Below are 21,313 nucleotides of genomic sequence, written 5' to 3' on the forward strand. Positions count from 1 at the left end.
CAAGGATGGTCTGGTGGATGAAAACCTCCGCACCGGAAAACAGAAGTCCGCAACCGCAGCTGAAAAGCCGGAGCAGGAAGATTCGGCAAAAGAAACTGCGGAAAAGGAAACAGACAAAGAACCTGTCATGGACGAAGAAATCTGTATGGATGCCGAGGATGGGAAGGAGGAACCACCCCGGCATCACAGTACCGCCAAGCAGAGCGCAGACTATTATAAAGCCCATCAGGAGGATGGTAAACCAAAAGATGCGCCTGCAGAATCGGATGCAGAGCCGTCCACAAAGAAGGGCCGACTTTCTTTTGAGGATGAAAAAAGCGGCATCGTTCGTGGCGTAGGGATGGGCGTTAAAAAGGTGGCGAAGAAAGGAGTGGACACCGCCACCGGGTTTGCCCATCAGAAAGTACATCAGGTAGAAAAGGACAATTCCGGCGTGGAAGCTGCTCATAAGTCGGAAGAAGCTGCCGAACGCCTGCACCACTTTGTCAAAGGCAGAAAAAAGCCCAAAGATAAATCTGCCAGAGCGGAGAAAAGAGGTGGGGAGGATCAGAAGTCCAGCCGCCTGAAATTCTCCGAGAGCGAGGGCGGTACGGCGGAAAATGCAGCAGAACCGCCGCTGAAAAAGAAGCAGCCCCAGCCACCACCGACTGCCGCAGAGGGTGAAGCAAAAACAGTCGGTGCAAAGTTTTACCAGAAAAAGCAGTATAAGGATGCCTATGCAGCCGCCAAGCGCGGCCAGAAAGCCGGAACTGCCGCCAGCAAGCAGGCAACAGCGGCAACAAACACCATTACGGAGAAAGCGAGAGCGGCGGTGCAGGAGATTGTTCTGCAGAACAAAAAACTGTGGGGCAGTATTGGAGTGGGTATCCTTCTGGTGATGGTAATGTTAGGAGCCTTTTCAAGCTGCGGTGCGGCGATTCAGGGAACAGGCAGTACCTTTGTAGGAACGACCTACCCCAGCAAGGATGCCGATATGAAAGGTGCGGAAGAAGATTATCTGGAACTGGAAAAAGAACTGGATAAGCAGATTCGGCAGATGGAGTCCACCCATCCGGGCTATGATGAATACCGCTATCAGCTGGATGAGATCGGACATGACCCGTATCAGCTGATTTCTCATCTGACGGCAGTTTATGAGCAGTTCACCAGAGGACAGGTCAAGCCTGTTATCAAGGAACTGTTCAAGCAGCAGTATCTCCTGAAAGTGTGGGAAACCATTGAGATTCGCACTCGCATGGAAACCAGAGTAGGGATTCGGCCAACGATTGACGCTTTTGGAAATGTCAGTATGGAAACCTATACCTATCAGGAAAAAGTGGAGTATGAGTATAAAATCCTCAATGTCCTGCTGAAAAATAAGGGCTTCGACACCATCGCGCGGAAGAACATGAACCAGAAGCAGACCGGGCGGTACGATGCCTATAACCTGACCTACGGCAACCGCCCCGAACTGTTTGGCGCAGGATCACCGACTTACAGCGGCGGCACAACGGGCAGTATTGGCACGGGCGGCGGAGCGGGTGGTTCCGGCGGTGGTTTTAAGTACGACATTCCCTCGGAAGCCCTTTCGGATGAAAAGTTCGCAAGGATGATCGAAGAAGCTGAAAAGTATCTCGGTATGCCGTATGTGTGGGGCGGCAGTTCCCCAAGCACCAGTTTTGACTGCTCCGGCTTTGTCTGCTGGGTCATCAATAACTGTGGCAACGGGTGGAGCGTTGGACGCACAACGGCCAATGGTCTGCGCGGGAAGTGCAGCTATGTTTCTCCTGCGGATGCGCAGCCCGGCGACCTGATCTTCTTTGAGAAAACCTATAACACCGTTGGCGCGTCGCACGTTGGAATCTATGTCGGCAATGGCATGATGATCCACTGCGGCGACCCCATTTCCTACACCAGCATCAATTCGACCTACTGGCAGAGCCACTTCCTAGGCTTTGGCAGAATCAACTGAGGAGGGCCGATGGGCAAGAAGTTACAGAAATATCTGGATGAAGCCGAAAAGACAGAACAGCAGATCGCGGAACTGGAAGAACGGCTGAGAACCATCCGTGCAGCACAGAAAAAGGAAGAGGACAGCGAGATCATTCGTGCCATCCGCAGCACCAAAATGGGCGGGCGCGAACTGCTGGCTCTGCTGGACAACATTCAGGCGGGCAATGTGACGTTCCTGACCGCTGTAAACAAGGCTTCGGAAGAAGCAGAAACGGAGGAAGCGATTGAAAAAGATGCTTAAAGGGCTGGGTGTTGTTATTCCCAGCACAATTCTGACCCTGCTGATGGCAGTGGGCTTTTCGACACCGGCCTTTGCTTATGTGGATACCACCGCGGTGGCAGAGGAACCTGTACAGGTGATTGAGGAGGCAGAGCCGACGGAAGAAGAAAAGATTCCGTTCACCATCGCAGGCAACGGCGAGGTAGAGGACAATATCGTAGATGATCCCAGCAAGGAGTTCTTTACGGTCAAGACGAAGGGCGGCAATACGTTCTTTCTGGTGATTGACCGGGCGCGGAACAGTGAGAACGTCTATATGCTTTCCATGATCGATGAGTACGATTTGCAGGAGTTTCTGGATGATGAAGAACGGAACGGCAAACAGGAAGAAGAAACGCCTGCGGTAGTCCTGCCCGAAACCAAACCTGAACCTGCCCCGGATGTGGAAATCGAAGAACCGAAAGAAGAATCCAGCAGCGGCATGAATAAGATTCTGCTGCTGGTGTTCGTGGCTGCACTGGGCGGCGCAGGTGCTTTCTTCTACTTCTACATTTATAAGCCGAAGCCGAAAGAAGAAACGCCGCAGAGTGAAAATCTGGAAACCGACCAGAGCCTTGCGACTGTGAACGAGGATAATCAGTCGGATTACGAAAATGGCACATAAGAAAACCGTAACATAAGGATGCAGGGATAGTCGAAAGGCTATCCCTGTTTTTTGCAAGGAGGGAAAAATTTGAAATATTTGGTGATTGCAGAAAAACCGAGCGTATCGAAATCCATTGCAAAAGTGATCGGTGCATATCGGCAGGAGGACGGGTATCTGGAGGGTGGGGATTGCGTGGTGAGCTGGTGTCTGGGGCATCTGGCAGAGTATGCAGCCCCGGAACACTACGATGAACGCTATGAGAACTGGTGTTTTGAAGATTTGCCGATTCTCCCGACCGAGTGGAAACTGCTGGTGCATAACACCAAAAAGCCGCAGTTCAATGTCCTGCGCAAACTGTTCCGCAGCAAGAAATTTGATTATGTGGTGAACGCCTGCGATGCAGGGCGCGAGGGTGAAGCGATTTTCCGCCGTGTGTATGCCCTTGCCGGAAGCAAACTTCCCATCAAGAGGCTGTGGATCAGCAGCATGGAAGATGCTGCCATTCAGCAGGGCTTTGAAAACCTGAAAGATGGCGCAGCGTATGACAACCTGTTTGCGGCGTCCGAGTGCAGGGCAAAAGCGGACTGGTTGATCGGAATGAACGGAACCCGCGCTTTTACGAAAAAATATGGCAGAAAGCAGACCATTGGCCGTGTGCAGACCCCGACGCTGGCGATGCTGACGGAGCGGCAGGCTAAAATCCAGAACTTTGTAAAGGAACCCTATTATAAAGTGGAACTGTCCGGTGGAGGCGTGGTTGCGGTATCGGAACAGATGGCACAGGAGCAGGACGCAGATGCTGTGCAGGCTGCTTGTGATGGCCAGTGTGCGGTGGTCGGCAGCATCGAGCGTAAGCGAGTGGAGAAGAAGCCCCCGAAACTGTATGACCTGACAACCTTACAGCGAGAAGCAAACCGCTATTACGGCCTGACCGCCAGCCAGACCTTACAGGCCGCGCAGGAACTGTACGAAGAAAAGCTGGTGACATACCCTAGAACGGACAGCCAGTTTGTGACCGAGGATATGCGCAAGACAGTGGAATCTCTGGTGCTTGATTTGGGTGGTACGGCAGCAGATGTAAGCTGCGTTATCAATAACAACAGGGTCACAGACCATCACGCAATTCTGCCGACGATGCAGGGCGCAAAGTGTGACAAGGAAAAGCTGCCCGAAACCAAACAGAAGATTCTTTCGCTCATTATCTGGAAGCTGGTGCAGGCTGTACAGCAGCCGTTCATCTACGAAGATGTTCTGGTGACAGTATGCTGCCAGGGCAGGAACTTTACGGCAAAATATAAGGATGTTCTGCAACCCGGATACACGGCAAAGCCCGTTCCGTTTGTGGAGCCGGAAAAGGATAAGGATGTGCCGCTTCCGAAAAAGATGGAGCAGGGAACCGTCCTTCCTGTGGTACGGGCCGAGAAAAAGCAGGGCTTTACTTCGCCGCCGAAAGTCTACACCGAAGATACCCTGCTGTCGGCCATGGAAACGGCAGGCAACAAAGAATTTGATAAGGATACTGAGAAGAAGGGCTTGGGAACACCGGCAACCCGTGCTGCGATTCTGGAAAAGCTGGTATCCTCCGGCTATGTGCAGCGTAAGGGCAAGCAGATGATTCCCACGGAGGACGGCGTGGCGGTAATTCACAACATCCCGGACTACCTGAAATCCGCCAGCATGACAGCCAAGTGGGAAAATGATCTGCTGCGGATGGAGCGCGGTGAAATTAAACCCCATGATTTTATGCAGGGCATCCACGGGCTGCTCGATAAGATGCTGGCTGACCTCCGGCAGATTCCTACCGTCGCGGCGGCTCCCTATTGTAATAAGGTAGGCGTAGGAAACTGCCCGGTCTGCGGCAACCCTGTACATGAAAGCAAACTCAGTTTTTGCTGTGCAGACCGTAGCTGCAAATTTGCACTCTGGAAAGAAAGCAGATACTTGTCAAACATGAGAAAGACGCTGGACAGGAAGATGGCGGCAGACCTTTTGAAGAAAGGCCGCACCCATGTAAAAGACTTTTATTCCGTGAAAAAAGATAAGACATTCGCCGCTGACCTTGTGATGCGCGTCGAAGATGGCCGCGCACAGTACAGTTTGGAATTTCCCAAAACACCAATGAAAAAGAAAACGTAAAGGAGGTTTGACCCTTGCCACAGATTAACGATATTCGAGAATTGGCGCAGCAGAACGCCCGGTATGTCAGTAACTCGCCACAGGACTGGATGAGTTATCTGGATGTGGCGGCGCGGCTGTACCGCTATTCGTTCACCGATGCGCTCCTGATCCGCGCGCAGCGGCCCGATGCAACCGCCTGCGCAGAAATGGAACTCTGGAATCAGAAAATGAGCCGATGGGTCAACCGTGGCGCAAAAGGCATCGCGCTTCTGGATGATACCGGACCGCGTACCAAACTGCGGTATGTGTTCGATATTGCTGACACCCATCTGGTGCGCGGCGGCAGAACACCGCTTTTATGGAATTTGGACAGCCACGAGCATGAGCAGACGATCTTAGACCATCTGGCAGATACCTATGGTTTATCCCAGACAGATAGCATGAATACTGCCCTGATGGAGCTGGCACAGCAGTTGACCGCCGATAATCTGGATGAAGCGATGGATGGTCTGGCCTATGAGGTGGCAGACACTTTTCTGGAGGAACTGGACGAAGATAACATCCGTGTTCGCTTTCGGGAACTGATGACCAACAGTATCTTCTATACGCTTTCCCGCCGCTGCGGGCAGGAGCCTATGGATGTACTGGACGATGATGACTTTATCCGTATTGTGGATTTCAACAAACTGCCTGTGCTGTCGTTCCTTGGCAATGCCGTTTCGGAGCAGTGCGAAGCGGTTCTTTTTGACATTGGCCGTGAGATGCGGAAAATTTACAAAAAAGAAATCACGCAGCAGCTTGAAAAATCCGTTGACAGCTTGTATAATACCAATACAGACTTTAGTGCATTAAATCGTGAAACCGAAGAAACCACGACCAAAGGAGGACAAGAAAATGGAGTTGACGTATTACCGCAAGGGAGATTATCTGTTCCCGAATCTGGCCGTGCAGGACGAGCCGCAGACCATCGGGAAGTACGGGATGCTGCGCAGGACGTACCTGAAAGAGAATCGCAAGAACTGGTATCAGAGTATGCTGATGAGCGGCAGGCTGAACCAGCATCTGGCACAGATCGAGGAAGCAGCGGAGAGCCGGGTGGAAACCCTGCTGGACAGCCTGAACGAGAAGTTCCCGGCACCGAGCAAGGAGCAGGACCCGCTGGCATGGGCAGCGCACCAGAACAACCTGACGGCGATGGCAGAGGAAATCGTCTTGAAGGAATTGGTGTACAATTAACCGAAACGACAACAGAACAGGATATGAGCGAAGCAGAGGAAGAAATTGCCTCTGCTTTTTCTTTTCCTGATTTGCCGACCGTGGAACAACAGATCCGCGCCATTGAAGCACCGATCCAGGCGCGGTATGCGGACGAGATTGCACTTGATTCCGAAGTTGTAGATGAAATTCTGCGCACGGGTAGCAACCGCAGCAAGGGCCAGCTGCGCCTGATTTATAATTTCATGGTCGAGAAAACCCCGGAAGAATACACAGAGTTCGTGAAAAACGAATATGGTACGGGTGGCAAAGGCTTTGAAATTGACGGTGCAAAGTATGCGGTCTGGTTCGATGATCTGGGACTTCGCATTGCAGCAGGTGACACGGTCAAGGGCGGCACGATTGTCAATGCGTTTCTTTCGTGGGAGGATGTCAGCAACCGTATCCATGAACTGCTCCGGCAGGGCGAGTATGCGCCGCAGGCGGTTCTGGATGCTGCACGGCAGAATGCTTTGCAGGAACACGCGCAGACATTGGCTTATATGGAACGCGACTTAGCAGATGGCGTTGCCGAAGCAGTGTTTCAGGATACAGAAATCTTTAGGGGCGGTTTCCCGGAACTGACGGACAGGCTGGCGGGCTTGCTGGATGATACGGATTTTCTGACCGATCTCAATGAGAGATTGTCCGCGCTGGGAGAAGCCTATGCCGAAGATAAAGACCTGATGCGGATGCACTTTTATAAGCCGAATAAAGTGGCGGCACTGTTCCGGCAGTTTGCAAAGCCCCATCAGAACTATGCAGCAAGAGAGGGCTTTCACTGGAGCGAGTATAAGAAGTTCATCACGGAAGATGAAATCAATGCTTACTTCACACGGGGCAGCAATTATTCGGACAGTCGGCTGGCAATCTATTCGTTTTTCCTGAATCATGAGGACAAAAAAGAACGGGCTGACTTCCTGAAAGATCATTACGGAATCGGCGGCAGCAGCCATGCACTCTGCGGGGCAGATGATTCTCACGAAGATCACGATGGCAGGGGCATTGCTTTGGAGCGTGGCCCATACGGGAACCCGGATGCCAGTGTTCATCTGAACTGGAATCAGGCTGCGGGCCGGATTGACCAGCTTATCCGTGACAGTGAGTATTTGAAGTCAGCAGACTACTCCCGGATGCCTGCTTATGAGCGCGAGCGGATGGCAATGCGGGTGATGGGCTTCTATCACCATCTGCCGAACGACGTGGAGCGGCCTTATCCGCAAGACCTTTACCATGAAGAAGGACGAAAGGCTCTCATTGAAAAGCTGGCAGACCCCGAACAGGCGGCGGAACTGCTGGAGCAGATGGACAATGCACTGCTGTCTGTGCCGCTGGATTCGGAAGAATATGAGCGCAAGGCAGAATCCCTCTCTATCCTGCACCAGTATGTCGAGGGAATGTACACAATTTTCCCGGAAAAGAAACGGGCTGTTGAGATTGCGGTTCCTGAACAGGGGCAGATGTCCATGTTTGACTTCATGGAGCAGGAGCCGCAATCGAAAGAGCAGTCAACTGCAGCAGCGGTTGAGGAACCCCAAAAGGATGCGCCTCTTGCTGATGAAAAGACCTCAGAGCAGATGCTGCAGCCCATGTCGCTGGATGCCGCCAACGAGTATAACACGCTGAAAGAGCGTTACCCGGATGCACTGGTCGGGTATGAGCAGTACGGAAACTTTGAGTTCTACGGCGAGGATGCAAAGCGCGTTTCAGAACTTCTTGGCAGCAAGCTGTTGGAAAAGGAAACTGCACTCGGCAAGGTTGAGGTATCTGGTTTTCCGCATGAACAGTGGATTTCAAAGGCAATGAAGCTCTGGAAACAGGGGGAGAGCGTCTATCTGTCCGGCCAGCAGGAAGATGGAACCCATGCCCAAACGAAATACTTCCGCAGAGAGGAATATCTGCCTGTTAATACCATCATCGAACTGGACGATAGAGAGTTCCGTGTGGATTCGGTGGACTTTGGAAATAGAACGGTCAGTTTGCAGGATATGACCCTTGCGAAAGAAGCCCGGTATCCGATTTTCCGAACGGAACCACTGGAGTACATTCGGCATCTGTACGAACAGGCAGATGTGCCGATGGAAGAAGCGGTTGAAATCACAGTCTTTACGGCTCTGCACAACGCTGGCGTGGCCTACGAGGATTTTTCCCCGGAGCAGATGGATGTGATTTATTCGGTGGCAGAATCGGGCGGCGAACTGGAAGAACTGCTGAATCCCGACTTCCCGCCAGAACAGATGCAGCTGATCGCAGATGTGCAGAACAGAACGGATGCCATCAGCCGTGCAGCAGCAGAGGAAGCCCTTGAACCACTGATCCAGCAGCCCATGACCCCGGCAGAGGTCAACCATGCAAGGCGGCAGCACAATCTTCCGCTGGACAGCGGAGCGGAAACGGAACTGCCTGTACAGCCCAAACAGGAGCCTATTAACTTCCATATTACGGACAACGACCTCGGCGCAGGAGGGGCGAAAACAAAGTATAAAGCCAATGTGGATGCCATTCGGCTGCTGAAAACGCTGGATGCAGAGCAGCGGCAGGCCACCGCAGAGGAACAGGAAATACTTTCCCGGTATGTGGGCTGGGGCGGCATTCCGCAGGCGTTCGACGAAAACAATGCGGACTGGTCAAAGGAATATGCCGAACTGGAATCTCTGCTCACGGCAGATGAGTATAAGGAAGCCCGCGCCAGTACCCTGAATGCGTTTTATACTTCCCCTACGGTCATCAAGGCAATGTATGAAGCCCTGGGCAATATGGGATTGTCCAAAGGCAATGTGCTGGAGCCGTCCTGCGGTGTCGGCAACTTCATGGGTCTGGTGCCGGACAGCATGGAGAAGATTCGGATGTACGGCGTGGAGCTGGACAGCATTTCGGGCCGCATTGCACAGCAACTGTACCAGAAAAACAAGATTGCGGTACAGGGCTTTGAAACGATGCAGTTCCCGGACAGTTTCTTTGACTGTGTTGTGGGCAACGTACCGTTCGGTAATTACAAGGTACCGGATAAGCGGTATGACCGCCATAATTTCCTCATCCACGATTATTTTATCGCCAAGAGCCTTGACCTTGTGCGTCCGGGCGGTGTGGTAGCGGTGGTAACGTCCAGCGGTACACTGGACAAGAAAGATTCCTCTGTCCGTGAATATCTTGCTAACCGAGCTGATCTGGTCGGTGCAATTCGATTGCCGGACAATGCGTTCCAGCGCAATGCTAATACCGGCGTGGTCGCGGATATTCTTTTTCTGCAAAAGCGTGACCGTGCGGCGGTGGAACGGGCTGACTGGGTGGATCTCGGTGAAACACCGGAAGGCTACTCCATCAACCAGTATTTTGCGCAGCATCCTGAAATGGTGCTGGGCGAGATCACCACGGAAAGCACCCAGTATGGCAAGCAGGAAACTACAGTCAAACCCATCGAAGGCGCAGACCTTGCCAAGCAGTTAAAAGAGGCGGTCGGCAACATCCATGCCACCATCACAGAGCCGGAAATTTCCGATGATGAACTGGATGTGCAGGAAGAACCCATTCCGGCAGACCCCAGTGTGAAGAATTTCAGCTTCACGAATGTTGATGGGCAGATTTACTACCGCGAAAATTCCTTTATGAACAAGGTGGAACTGCCTGCCGTAACTGCAGAACGGGTGCTGGGCATGATCGCTCTGCGGGAAACCACCCGGAAGCTGCTGGATTGTCAGCTGCATGATGGTTCGGATGCAGAAGTTCAACTTTTGCAGAACGAACTGAAACAGCAGTACACCGCATTTAAGGCGCAGTATGGCCTGATCAACAGCACGGCTAACAAGCGGGCGTTCCGACAGGACAGCAGTTATTGCCTGCTGGCATCTCTGGAAATTCTGGATGAGGAGAAGAATCTCAAACGGCTGGCCGATATTTTCACCAAACGTACCATCCGTAAGCCGGAGCCTGTTACCTCGGTGGATACGCCAAGCGAAGCCCTGGCACTTTCCATTGGAGAGAAAGCAAAGGTGGATGTGCCGTTTATGGTGCAGCTCTGCGGCAAACCGGAACAGGAGATCACGGATGAACTGGCAGGTGCGATTTTCCGAAATCCTGTGACACAGCAGTGGGAAACCTCGGATGAATACTTGTCTGGCAATGTTCGTGAAAAACTGGCCACAGCAGAAACATTTGCTGCGAACCATGCAGAGTATCAGATCAATGTGGATTACCTGAAACGGGTACAGCCCAAAGATCTGGACGCTTCGGAAATCGAAGTGCGGCTGGGAGCAAACTGGGTAAAACCGGAATACATCACGCAGTTTATGAAAGAAGTGTTCAAGACCCCGAACTACTATGTGGGCAGTGATATTAAAGCAACCTATTCCGAAATATCAGGCGCATGGAACATTTCGGGCAAGTCGCTGGATCGCGGCAATCCGCTTGTCACCAACACTTACGGAACCCTGCGCGTCAACGGCTATAAGCTGCTGGAAGATGCGCTGAATCTCCGGGATACCAAAATCTACGATACGATTCACGATGCGGATGGCGACCATCGTGTGCTGAACAAACAGGAAACCATGCTTGCACAGCAAGCGCAGGAATCCATTCGGGAAGCGTTCAAGCAGTGGATTTTCAAGGATTTGGATCGCCGCGAGGATTTGTGTGCGACCTATAATCGGATTTTCAATGCAATTCGTCCTCGTGAGTACGATGGCAGTCATATTCGTTTTGAGGGCATGACCCCGGAAATCTCTTTGATGCCGCACCAGAAAAATGCGGTGGCGCACATTCTGTACGGCAACAATACGTTGCTGGCGCATTGCGTAGGTGCCGGCAAGACCTTCCAGATGATCGCTGCCGGCATGGAAAGCCGCAGACTGGGCCTGTCGCAGAAAAACCTCTATGTGGTGCCGAACCACCTCACAGAGCAGTGGGGCGCAGACTTCCTGCGGCTCTATCCCAATGCCAATGTGCTGGTGGCAACGAAAAAGGATTTTGAACCCAGTAGTCGTAAGCAGTTCTGTTCCCGTATCGCAACCGGCGATTACGATGCCATTGTGATCGGACACTCGCAGTTTGAGCGTGTGCCGCTTTCCCCGGAACGGCAAAAAGCCATTATTGAGCGGCAGATCGACGACATTACGCTGGCTTTAGCCGATGCCCGGAGTGAGGATAGCCGCAGTTTTACGGTCAAGCAGATGGAAAAAACAAAGAAAACACTGGAAGCAAAGCTGCAAAAGCTGAACGACCAGACGAGAAAGGATGATGTGGTTACATTTGAGGAACTGGGTGTTGACCGTCTGTTTGTGGACGAGTCGCATTTCTATAAAAATATGTTCCTCTACACAAAAATGCGAAACATCGCGGGTATCGCCCAGACGGATGCACAGAAGTCCAGCGATATGTTTGCAAAGTGTCAGTATCTGGACGAGCTGACAGGCGGCAAGGGCGTGACCTTTGCAACCGGAACCCCGGTCAGCAACTCGATGGTGGAGCTGTACACCATTATGCGGTATCTCCAGTATGACACCCTGCAGAAGATGGGGCTGAGCCACTTCGATGATTGGGCGGCATCCTTTGGCGAAACCGTCACGGCAATCGAGCTTTCCCCGGAAGGAACCGGCTACCGTGCGAAAACACGCTTTGCCCGGTTCTTCAATCTGCCGGAGTTGATTTCTCTGTTCAAGGAATCGGCGGATGTGCAGACGGCGGATATGCTAAACCTACCTGTGCCGCAAGCGGAATACATCAACGAAGTGCTGAAACCGAGCGAAACGCAGGAAGAAATGGTGAGTTCCTTTGCAGACCGTGCCGAGGCTGTACGCAACGGTAATGTGAATCCCAGATTCGATAATATGCTCAAGATCACCAACGATGGCCGAAAACTGGCACTCGACCAGCGGCTTATGAACGATATGCTGCCGGATGAGCCGGAGAGCAAGGTCAATCGCTGTGTGGACAATGCGTTCAAGGTTTGGGAAGAATCTGCGTCGGACAAGGGAACACAGTTGATTTTCTGCGATTTATCGACACCAAAAGCCGATGGAACATTCAACGTCTACGATGATGTGCGGGAGAAACTGGTGGCGAGAGGTGTTCCCCGCGAAGAAGTGGCGTTCATTCACGAGTATAACACCGAAACGAAAAAGGCTGACCTGTTTGCAAAGGTGCGCGCAGGACAGGTGCGTATCCTGATGGGGTCTACGCCAAAACTTGGCGCAGGAACCAATATTCAGGATCGGCTGATTGCCCTGCATCATCTGGATTGTCCGTGGAAGCCCTCTGACCTGGAACAGCAGGAGGGGCGTATTCTCCGGCAGGGAAACCGGAATAAGCAGGTAAAAATCTATCGTTACGTCACTGAAAATACGTTTGATTCGTACATGTGGCAGATTCTGGAAAATAAGCAGAAGTTCATTTCCCAGATCATGACTTCCAAATCTCCTGTCCGTGCCTGCGATGATGTGGACGATACCGCGCTGTCCTATGCTGAAATCAAGGCACTGGCAACGGGCAATCCCTACATCAAGGAAAAGATGGACTTGGATATTCAGGTCAGTAAGCTGAAGCTGCTGAAAGCCAACCACACCAGTCAGATTTATAGCTTGGAATCGGATATTGCGCGCCGCTATCCGCGAGAAATCGCTGTGGCACAGGGTCAGATTGAAGCACTGAAAACCGATATGGAAGCGGCAAAACCGCTTCTGGCGCAGGACAAAGACCACTTCTCTATGGAGATCAGCGGCAAGGTGTACACCGAACGTAAGGAAGCGGGTGCAGCCATCATTGAGGCTTGCAAGGCTTTGAAAGCGGCTGGCACCGAGGGAAGGATCGGCAGCTACGGTGCGTTTGAACTGCATTCCCGGTTTGACAATTTCGATAAGGTGTTCCGATTGTCCATCAAGGGCGCATGGAATTACTCAATGGAAGTCGGCAAAGACCCGCAGGGTAACATTCTGCGCGTTACCAATGCGCTGACAGGTATCGAAAGGTCTTTGCCACAGGTGGAGCGCAGACTGGAAACCTTGGAACAGCAGTTGACGCAGGCAAGGGAAGAAGCCAAACGTCCTTTTGCACAGGAAGCGGAATTGGCTGAAAAATCTGCGCGCCTTGCGGAGCTGAACTCTTTGCTCAACATGGACGAAAAGGGCAGTGAGGATGCGCTGGGCGTGGACGAGGATGCCACTGAAACCGAGGTTGCAGACAGGCCGCGCCAGCCTGTGAACTATGCAGGCCGCGTTGCAGAGCGAACTGCGGACAATGTGCGGAAACCCTCTGTGCTGGCACAGCTTCATGCAAAGCAGGCAGAGCGCACCGCCGAACCGCAGAAATCCCAGAAGAGGAAAAGTCACGATATGGAACTGTAAATAGGATAACCCCGTTAGATCTCTGCAAGGAATCTAACGGGGTATTTTTGAAAAAGGAGGGCATTTGCTGACATTAACACCGATCAATCTGAAAACAGCAAACGCATTTGTGCAGCAGTATCACCGCCACCATAAGCCGACACGAGGGCATAAGTTCTCCATCGGAGTATCGAAAAATGGTGCGTTGGTGGGTGTTGCTATCTGCGGTAGACCTGTGGCGCGGCGGCTGGATGATGGCTATACGCTGGAAGTTAACCGCTTGTGTACGGATGGAACGCCGAACGCTTGCAGCATCCTGTACGCGGCGGCATACCGTGCAGCACGGGCAATGGGTTACAACAAAGTGATCACCTACATTCTGGATACGGAAAATGGAGCATCCCTGAGAGCTGCCGGATACACCTGTGAGGGCAGAGCCGGAGGATTGGAGTGGAACGGCGCAAAAGCACCGAAACAGGCCGACCAATATCCGCGTCAGATGAAAACACGATGGGTCAAGGAAAAGGAGGGCTTGCATGGCAGTTGACCGCAAACAGCAGATGAAAGAAATCACGGAACGGCTGGAGCAGGGCGTAAAGGATATTTTTACATCGGAAATGTACACGACGTACCTGCGCACGATGGCAAAATTCCACAATTACAGCTTCAACAATACGCTGCTGATCGCTATGCAGCGGCCTGATGCCACACTGGTGGCAGGGTTTAACGCATGGAAGAATAAGTTTAACCGTTACGTCAAAAAAGGCGAAAAGGGCATCCAGATCATTGCTCCGGCTCCCATCAAGGAAGTGGAGGAGCGCGAGAAAATCGACAAGGATACGGGTCTGGCGGTGCTGAACGAAAACGGTGAGCCGGAAATGGAACGTGTGGAGTATGTGATTCCGCGTTTCCGCGTAACAACGGTCTTCGATGTTTCGCAGACCGATGGTGAACCGCTTCCGGAACTGGGAGCGCATGAACTGACGGCCAGCGTTAAAGACTATGCGCTGCTTACGGCGGCAATCGAGCAGGTATCGCCTGTGCCGATGCGGTTTGATGAAATCGAAGGGGATGCAAAAGGGTATTACAGTGATGTAGACAAAGAAATCTGCATTCGGGTCGGCATGGGCGAGAGCCAGACCATAAAAACAATGATCCACGAGGTTGCTCATGCGATGCTGCATAACAGCGATTTCATGAAGCAGAACGGAGAGGAAAAAGACCGGCTTACGAAGGAAACCGAAGCTGAAAGCATTGCATTTACAGTCTGCTCGGCTCTGGGCATTGATACGTCCGATTACTCTTTTCCGTATGTGGCAAGCTGGGCGAGCGGCAAGGAGATGAAGGAGCTGAAAGATTCGATGGATACGATTCGATTGACCGCAGCCGACTTTCTGGAAAAACTGGAAGCGGCGGTGGCAGAAAGGAGCGCAGAGCGCATGACCGCGATGCAGTATGCGGAAAAGCTGATTGCCGACAAGGAGCAGGAAATAACGATTTTCGATGATGAGCAGAGAAGTCTCATCGTGAATTTTGCTTTTAAGCTGGATGATCGGGCAGCAACGGAAGAACTGGTGAGCGGTCTGACGGCTGCACTGGCCGAGGATGACAAAGAAGAAGCCAACCGTCTGATGTACGATGCGCAGGAGAAAATTGAAAATCTCCCGGATGGGATGATTGGTCTTTCGGAAATGCACGACTATGGCTATTTGAAAGATGATGTGCTGCCGCTGACAAAAGAAGGCGCAAGGGAGTGGCATCGGCTGGGTGAGAGGATTTATCCGCTGTTCCGTGATGGCACGGCAGGTGACTATGCAAGTCAGGACGAGATCGAACAGCACGAAGGCATTTTCGGTATTAAGGCAGACGCATGGGATTCAATTTTGCTGGAACAGCGAGAAGATTATGCAGACGAGTATGCGCGCCCGGATTTTCCGTTGACAGTAATAAATCGTGAACAGGCTCTACGGCTGTATGATGAGGGTAAGCAAATTTATCTTGTTCGTATCAGCCCGTGGCCGATTCTTGTCACGGCACGAGAGGAAATCGAGCGCGGAAGTGATACCTTCCAGATTGCAATAGCTGATTTGGAACAGGAGCGGAACATGGCAGAACACGAAAATTTACTGTTGCACAGCGGCGAAAAGCGGTTTGGCATTTACCAGATCACTGCCCGTGACCCGGAACACGACTACCGCTTCATGGGTCTGGATTTTGTGCAGAAGAAAGGCATGACGGTCGATCGCGCAGACTACGACCTGATTTATGTTGCGCCGCTCACGGACAAAGATACGCTGGAGGAAATCTTTGAACGGTTCAACATCCAGCGTCCGGCAGACTTTACGGGTCATTCTCTGTCTGTCAGCGATGTGGTGGCACTCAACGATGGCAGCACAGTCAAAGCCTATTATGTGGACAGTATCGGCTTTGCCGAACTGCCGGAATTTTTCAAGGAAAGGAATATGGCTTTGCAGAAAGAAAACCTTCTGAACGAAGAATTGCAGGAAATCGAAATCTTTGATAAGCCCGGACTTTTCAGCAATGGCCGACTGCGGGATGAAGATGTGCCGGAGGGATTGTATCGCTATGATCTGCGTGGTTCGGACTATGACCCTGGCCAGCCTATTACAGTGGAGAAAACTGTGGTGGTGAACCATGCGGCATCGATCCTGATGGCAGAAGAACTTGACCTTGGCGCAGACGGGCGGCTGGAACTGGGTGAGGAAGGGCTGAACTTCACGGGCGCAGAGCTGACCGTGCGAGAGTTTATGGAGGAACAGCAGCAGAAAAGAAATGGACTGATCCACGGTGACTCCGACCACATCGCAGTCGAGGGGCATATCGGCACATGGTATGCTGTTGATGAAACGGAAATTGGTGGCGAGAAGTTCTTCCTGCTGGAGCATGAGGAACACGGCGATATGGCGGCTTGTGTTGCAGTCAATGAGCAGGGCAAGCTGGTGGCAGAGGATTTGTGGAACGGCTTCGATGAAGATTTTCAGGAGGCCGTGCAGAAATATCTTTCTGAAAAATGGAATATGCCGAAAAAAGAAGATGTGGTATCGGAGATCATTGAAAAGGCTGTGCCTGTGCCGGACAACAGCGCACAGGACTTTTCTGATGTGCCTGTCTACTACGAGCCGTTCAGCTATGCTAAAGAAAATGACGAGGTGGATGTATACCGTACATCCTATCGGCTGAACAGCGAGTGCAAGCAGGCAATCCAAGAAGCGATTGCGGACAACTATGACGGGATGCACCTTGGCGATGATGCAGTGAATCAGGTGGTGCGGCAGTATGGTATGGAGCGTGTGGGATACATTCTGGCGAATACCCTGCGCTACAAAAACTATGATGGCCGCTTTTCTCCCAGCAATAAGGAATGGGCAGAGCAGGTCGGCACCCCGGAAAATAACGCGAGAATCATTAAATTTCGAGCAGATTGGGTGGTTTCCAGCCATCCGGCTGTTTTGGATGGCTTTGTGACGATGTACCGGGATGAACTAGAAGCGCAGAAAAAGCTGGAGCAGGAGCAGCCATTTGTAAAGCGATTCTATGTAGTCGAGAACCGGCAGGCCGTTCCGCTTGAAATTAAGCGGTTTGGCAATCTGGACGATGCAATGTCGCAGTATCAGGTACTTCCGAACCATTACATGAAAGCCCTGGGCGTGGAGAAAAATCCTGATCCGCTGCCGGGGGTGCTGGATGTTCTGCAATGCAAGAACGGTATTGACACCATCGTGGAGGACTACAAAACGGTTCCGGGCTGGGATAACCCGTATATCCAAAATCATGTTGTGCAGCCGTTGCAGGGGGCCTTAGCCGTGCAGGATGTGGAAGTGGCCTACGAACTGCCGGATGCCTATTTCCACATTCAGACCTGTGATGATGGCTTCGACTATACCTTATATAATAAGGACTTCACGGAGCGGGATGGCGGTATACTTGAAACGGATGGAGATAAGTCTGTGCAGGAGGCTATGACGGAACTGTTGGCAGAGTTTGGCTGTGATGCGGCAGAGGGTAAAGTTATGGACGCGGCAGAACTGCGGGAACAGGCCGATACGGTGGCTGAACAGCAGGCAGAAGTTTTGAAAGAAAAGCTCGCCGCAGAAAGACCTGCGCCGGAAGAAACGCTCAGCTTTTATGTTGCGGAGTGTTTGGAGTTCACGTTTGCGGGAGAGTTCCACGACCATCTGACAATGGAAGAAGCCTTGGAAGTCTATGACAAGATTCCGTCCGAACGGATGAACGCCGACAAGTGCATTGGATTCTGCATCGAGGAGAATGGCGGCTTTGTTGGAATGTATGAGTTGGTCGTGAACGATAAAGTGCAGCGCGAGAATATCAATTCCATCAACTATTTCAGGGATGATAAGCTGGTGCAGCAGGCGATCTCCGATATGGAAAAGCTGATGGCGGCACGGCAGCAGAGTAAGGAGCAGGAACGCAGCAACACGAAAAAGTCTGTTCTGGATGCCCTGCGCAGTCTGAAAGCTAAAAAGCAGGAGCAGCCTGCACAGGAACAGGACAAGCCGAAGAAAGCAAAAACGAAAGGAATGGAGTTATGAGCAATGTACGCTTTGATGAACTGGAATTGATGCTGATGGCGATGTTTGAGCAGCCGACGCTCAAGGAAACGATTCAGGTGTTGACGGAAATCCAGCCGCTTGTGGCAGAGGATGCAGAGATGGCTGCGCTCGTTCAGCAGACCATCCCGAAGATGCAGCAGTTGAACGAGCAGCAGTTCAAGGGCTTGGAACTGGAATGGCATAGGCCGGAGGATGATGCAGGAAAATGAGTTCAGATATATTTGTGATTTACCAGATCGACAATTCTGATAAAAACCGTGAGTATCGCTGCCGCAGCTATGAATACCAGATTCAGCATGGCTTTATGATAACCGCAGACAATTATAGTACGGGCTATTCCGGTACGGCTACACGAGGAATGGGCGAGGAAGCTATTCGTAAAAAGATGGAAAGCATTAACCCGGACAAATTCAAAATTAGAAAATTTGGGGTCAGTGATGTGATCGGATTGACTGTGGCAGGCAAAACCTCTTTTTTCTATGTTGATAAGGATAGGTTGGTGAGATTCAACGGCTTTTTCCCAAAGCCCCAGAGCGGCACATACCTGATTCTTGATGAGGGCGGCTATCAGGTGGCAGGACAAAAAGGCACATGGCTGGTATCGGATGAAGTGGAGGTCGATGGTCAGCGGTTTGTTCAGATGAGAAGTGAACAAACAAAAAATCCGCCGCCGAGCATTATTCTTCACGCGAGTGGAGCCTTTGTGACGCAGACAGCTTTAGGTTTTGATGGAGAAGCTACCAGAAAGATGCGCACTTTCTTGCAAGGCCCAAAGCCTGAACTGCTGCACCACCAGAAGTTCTTTGAAAACGGTACAGCGGAACGCGCCAAGGAATCCGGCACAGAGCAAAATTACAATATGATAGATGGCTGCGTCAATAATGTGCCGAAAAAGCCCCGGCGCATTGGTGGCAGGTGGTCGGTGCTGGATCGGCTGCATATTAAGCAGGCCGAGCGGCGACAAAAAGACAATGCGCCGCAGCAGGAACAGGAAAGAAGCCGAAAAAGTTAAAATACCGTAATATCGTTGAGATGGCTTCCCCCAAAAAGGAGGCCATCTTTTTTGCGTTAGGATCGTAATGTAAAAAACTTTTTTACATTACGATTGATTTCCCGAAGCTGATGGTATATAATAATAGCAGAAGGGAGAGATGATAATGCGTTTTGATGAACTTTTTGAAATGAGAAAACTGACAGGGACAAAATTAAAGAACTATATTCGTAGCAATGGATTCTCAAAGGTATCGTTCTGCAAGAAAACAGAGATTTCTCGCCCTACTTTAGATAAGATTTTGAATGGCGAGATAGACAGTAAAAGTACATTCGATAAGCATTTGAATAAAATTCTTACCAGTTTGAGCATTGACCCGGAAACTTTGATGGGATTTTCACCGAGGGTGCAAAGTGTAGATGCCGTGTACTCACAGAATGCGCCGATTGATTATCAGATGAATGATAAGGCAAAGATGGAGTACGATCTGTTGCAGGATATTCTAAACCTTTGCAGTGTTTATTATTAAAGGCGGAAGGCTATGAGTGAGCGAATTACAGCAGCTAACTTAGATGAGGTTATCAAAAGGAACGAAGTCATCGAGGAGCAGATGAAGCAGAGCGCTTCGCTTATCTGGTCAAAATACAATCCGATGCAGATAAATTCTCCGATACAGTTGGCGTTACAGATTTTAAGACCGTATGGTTTGATACAACTGCCGATTGATAATCGCTATTTAAGCGGAGCAATTTTTGTTCGGGATGGAAAACGAATCCCCTTGATAAATACGGCACTTCCGAGAGCAAATCAGTATTTTACTGCGTGGCATGAAATTTATCATCTATTGTTTGATGAAGTTTCTTTTGACCATTTGATTGAATCCGAAATCCTGATGGAAGAACGAAAAGCAGAATACTTTGCTGCGCTTATGCTTTTAGGAAACCTTATGCCGTATTTTGAGGGCTTAAAGGATATGGATTTCCAAGCAAAAGCGTTTCAGTGTATGAACGCTTTCCAGGCTCCTTATAAGGCGGTGCTGATCTCTCTGTATGAAAGTGCAGTAAAGAATGGGAACACGGTTATTGCGGAAGAAGTTAAGGAAAACTTTGATGTGCAGGTTGAAGACATTGCACAGAGATTCCGCGATTTGGGATTGGATGATTCTCTTGTACGGCCTTCGTATGTAGTAAATGTAAGTCCGTTGCAGGAGAAAATCAATAAGACGATTCGCAATGAGCCGGAAGTGGAATACCATAAAGACAATGAAGCATTTCTGAAAACGGTTTTAAGTGAATTTAAAATGCTGACGGGAGAGGCCGATGCTTAATATACCAGAGTATAAAGAATATGGTGGGGAAACCAAAATAGCACTTATGGATAACTCATCACTGGCATTTATGCACGAGTTGAGCCAGAGAAGTTATCCGTCTGATGGAATCCTCAGCGTATACGATTTGATTCTGATACCAAAGTGGGTAATGGAAGAAATTGAGGATTCTACATACAGAAGCACCTATGTTGAACAGCTTCAGGCAAAAGGGTATCCTATTCGTTGGATTGATGAAACAAAGTACGGCACTTTTGTCAATGATGAAGATGTGAACCTGTACTACATCGTTGAAGCTGCGGTGTCGCGTGTGTCAGAGTTGATGCGCTTTCTTCGTAGGAAAGTAAAAACCGAAGATCTGATTGATTTACCCTCCGCAGAAGAATGGATGAACCGGCTGTACGATGAATGGCCGATCTATGGAAGAACGCTGTCAACGGGCCGCGCTCTTAAAAAGAATGCGGGAGAAATCTCGTTGACGATCCTTGCTGAAATATTCGCGTGGTATCACGATGAAGTGGACAGTCTGACAATCTATACGCAGGATACGGATGCGCATGAGTTCCAAACGAATGCAGAGCGTATCTTAACGGGAAATTCTGAATTTACTCCTGAGCTGGATTCTCCGATTTCGGTGGCCTTTAAGTCAAATGACTTTATTTTGTGCCAGATGTATCGTGAGGGAGCCTTGACTTTGGAGGCGGTGCGGCAGCTTCGCCGCGATGATAGAAAATTGACTTATACACGGCAGCAAGCTGATAAGTCGATTATTTGTCGTAAGGAAGTTATAACGAAAGAGCAGTTTATTGACTTGATTCAGGATGCGACAGTTCAAATCCTGTTCTAACAGTGATACGGCA

The 21,313-nt window shown here is 50.8% G+C and carries 12 protein-coding genes; all 12 read left to right on the forward strand.

The genetic code is table 11. From position 1 onward, the window contains the following. Window positions 1-13 precede the first annotated feature (13 nt). The 12 genes from FN001_RS04990 to FN001_RS05045 all read left to right on the forward strand — a co-directional run bounded on the left by FN001_RS04990 (window position 14) and on the right by FN001_RS05045 (window position 21,300). On the forward strand, window positions 14-1,951 hold the full coding sequence (locus FN001_RS04990; protein ID WP_185911841.1) for a C40 family peptidase: 1,938 nt from the start codon (window positions 14-16) through the stop codon (window positions 1,949-1,951). 9 nt (window positions 1,952-1,960) lie between these two features. Continuing rightward, a complete protein-coding gene (locus FN001_RS04995) occupies window positions 1,961-2,233 on the forward strand; it encodes a DUF4315 family protein (protein WP_112148182.1) in 273 nt (90 codons plus the stop codon). Then, entirely contained in the window at window positions 2,226-2,876 is a 651-nt protein-coding gene (locus FN001_RS05000; protein WP_243121957.1) for a CD1107 family mobile element protein, read from the forward strand. Before FN001_RS04995 ends, FN001_RS05000 begins: the two co-directional genes overlap by 8 nt. Before the next feature lie 69 nt (window positions 2,877-2,945). Then, window positions 2,946-4,994 carry a type IA DNA topoisomerase gene (locus FN001_RS05005; protein ID WP_142411019.1) on the forward strand — a complete coding sequence of 683 codons (2,049 nt, stop codon included), beginning with the start codon at window positions 2,946-2,948 and terminating at the stop codon, window positions 4,992-4,994. A 14-nt stretch (window positions 4,995-5,008) separates the two neighbouring features. Then, window positions 5,009-13,564, forward strand: coding sequence for a MutS N-terminal domain-containing protein (locus FN001_RS05010; RefSeq protein ID WP_486463479.1), 8,556 nt, complete (start codon window positions 5,009-5,011; stop codon window positions 13,562-13,564). 64 nt (window positions 13,565-13,628) lie between these two features. Next, window positions 13,629-14,090: an XF1762 family protein gene (locus FN001_RS05015; protein WP_142411020.1), complete on the forward strand. Its 462-nt coding sequence runs from the start codon at window positions 13,629-13,631 to the stop codon at window positions 14,088-14,090. Further along, on the forward strand, window positions 14,080-18,114 hold the full coding sequence (locus FN001_RS05020) for a DUF3849 domain-containing protein (RefSeq protein WP_142411021.1): 4,035 nt from the start codon (window positions 14,080-14,082) through the stop codon (window positions 18,112-18,114). Before FN001_RS05015 ends, FN001_RS05020 begins: the two co-directional genes overlap by 11 nt. Then, window positions 18,111-18,344, forward strand: a complete 234-nt coding sequence (locus FN001_RS05025) for a transposon-transfer assisting family protein (RefSeq protein WP_142411022.1) — start codon at window positions 18,111-18,113, stop codon at window positions 18,342-18,344. Before FN001_RS05020 ends, FN001_RS05025 begins: the two co-directional genes overlap by 4 nt. Beyond that, complete coding sequence (locus FN001_RS05030; RefSeq protein ID WP_142411023.1) at window positions 18,341-19,147, forward strand: YodL domain-containing protein; 807 nt, start codon at window positions 18,341-18,343, stop codon at window positions 19,145-19,147. Before FN001_RS05025 ends, FN001_RS05030 begins: the two co-directional genes overlap by 4 nt. A gap of 145 nt (window positions 19,148-19,292) precedes the next feature. After that, window positions 19,293-19,655: a helix-turn-helix domain-containing protein gene (locus FN001_RS05035; RefSeq protein ID WP_142411024.1), complete on the forward strand. Its 363-nt coding sequence runs from the start codon at window positions 19,293-19,295 to the stop codon at window positions 19,653-19,655. Window positions 19,656-19,667: 12 nt separating this feature from the next. After that, window positions 19,668-20,453, forward strand: coding sequence for an ImmA/IrrE family metallo-endopeptidase (locus FN001_RS05040; RefSeq protein WP_142411025.1), 786 nt, complete (start codon window positions 19,668-19,670; stop codon window positions 20,451-20,453). Continuing rightward, a complete protein-coding gene (locus tag FN001_RS05045; RefSeq protein WP_142411026.1) occupies window positions 20,446-21,300 on the forward strand; it encodes a hypothetical protein in 855 nt (284 codons plus the stop codon). Before FN001_RS05040 ends, FN001_RS05045 begins: the two co-directional genes overlap by 8 nt. Window positions 21,301-21,313: the final 13 nt, after the last annotated feature.

The sequence above is a fragment of the Clostridium sp. Marseille-P7770 genome (assembly GCF_902143525.1).
Lineage (GTDB): Bacteria > Bacillota > Clostridia > Lachnospirales > Lachnospiraceae > Pilosibacter.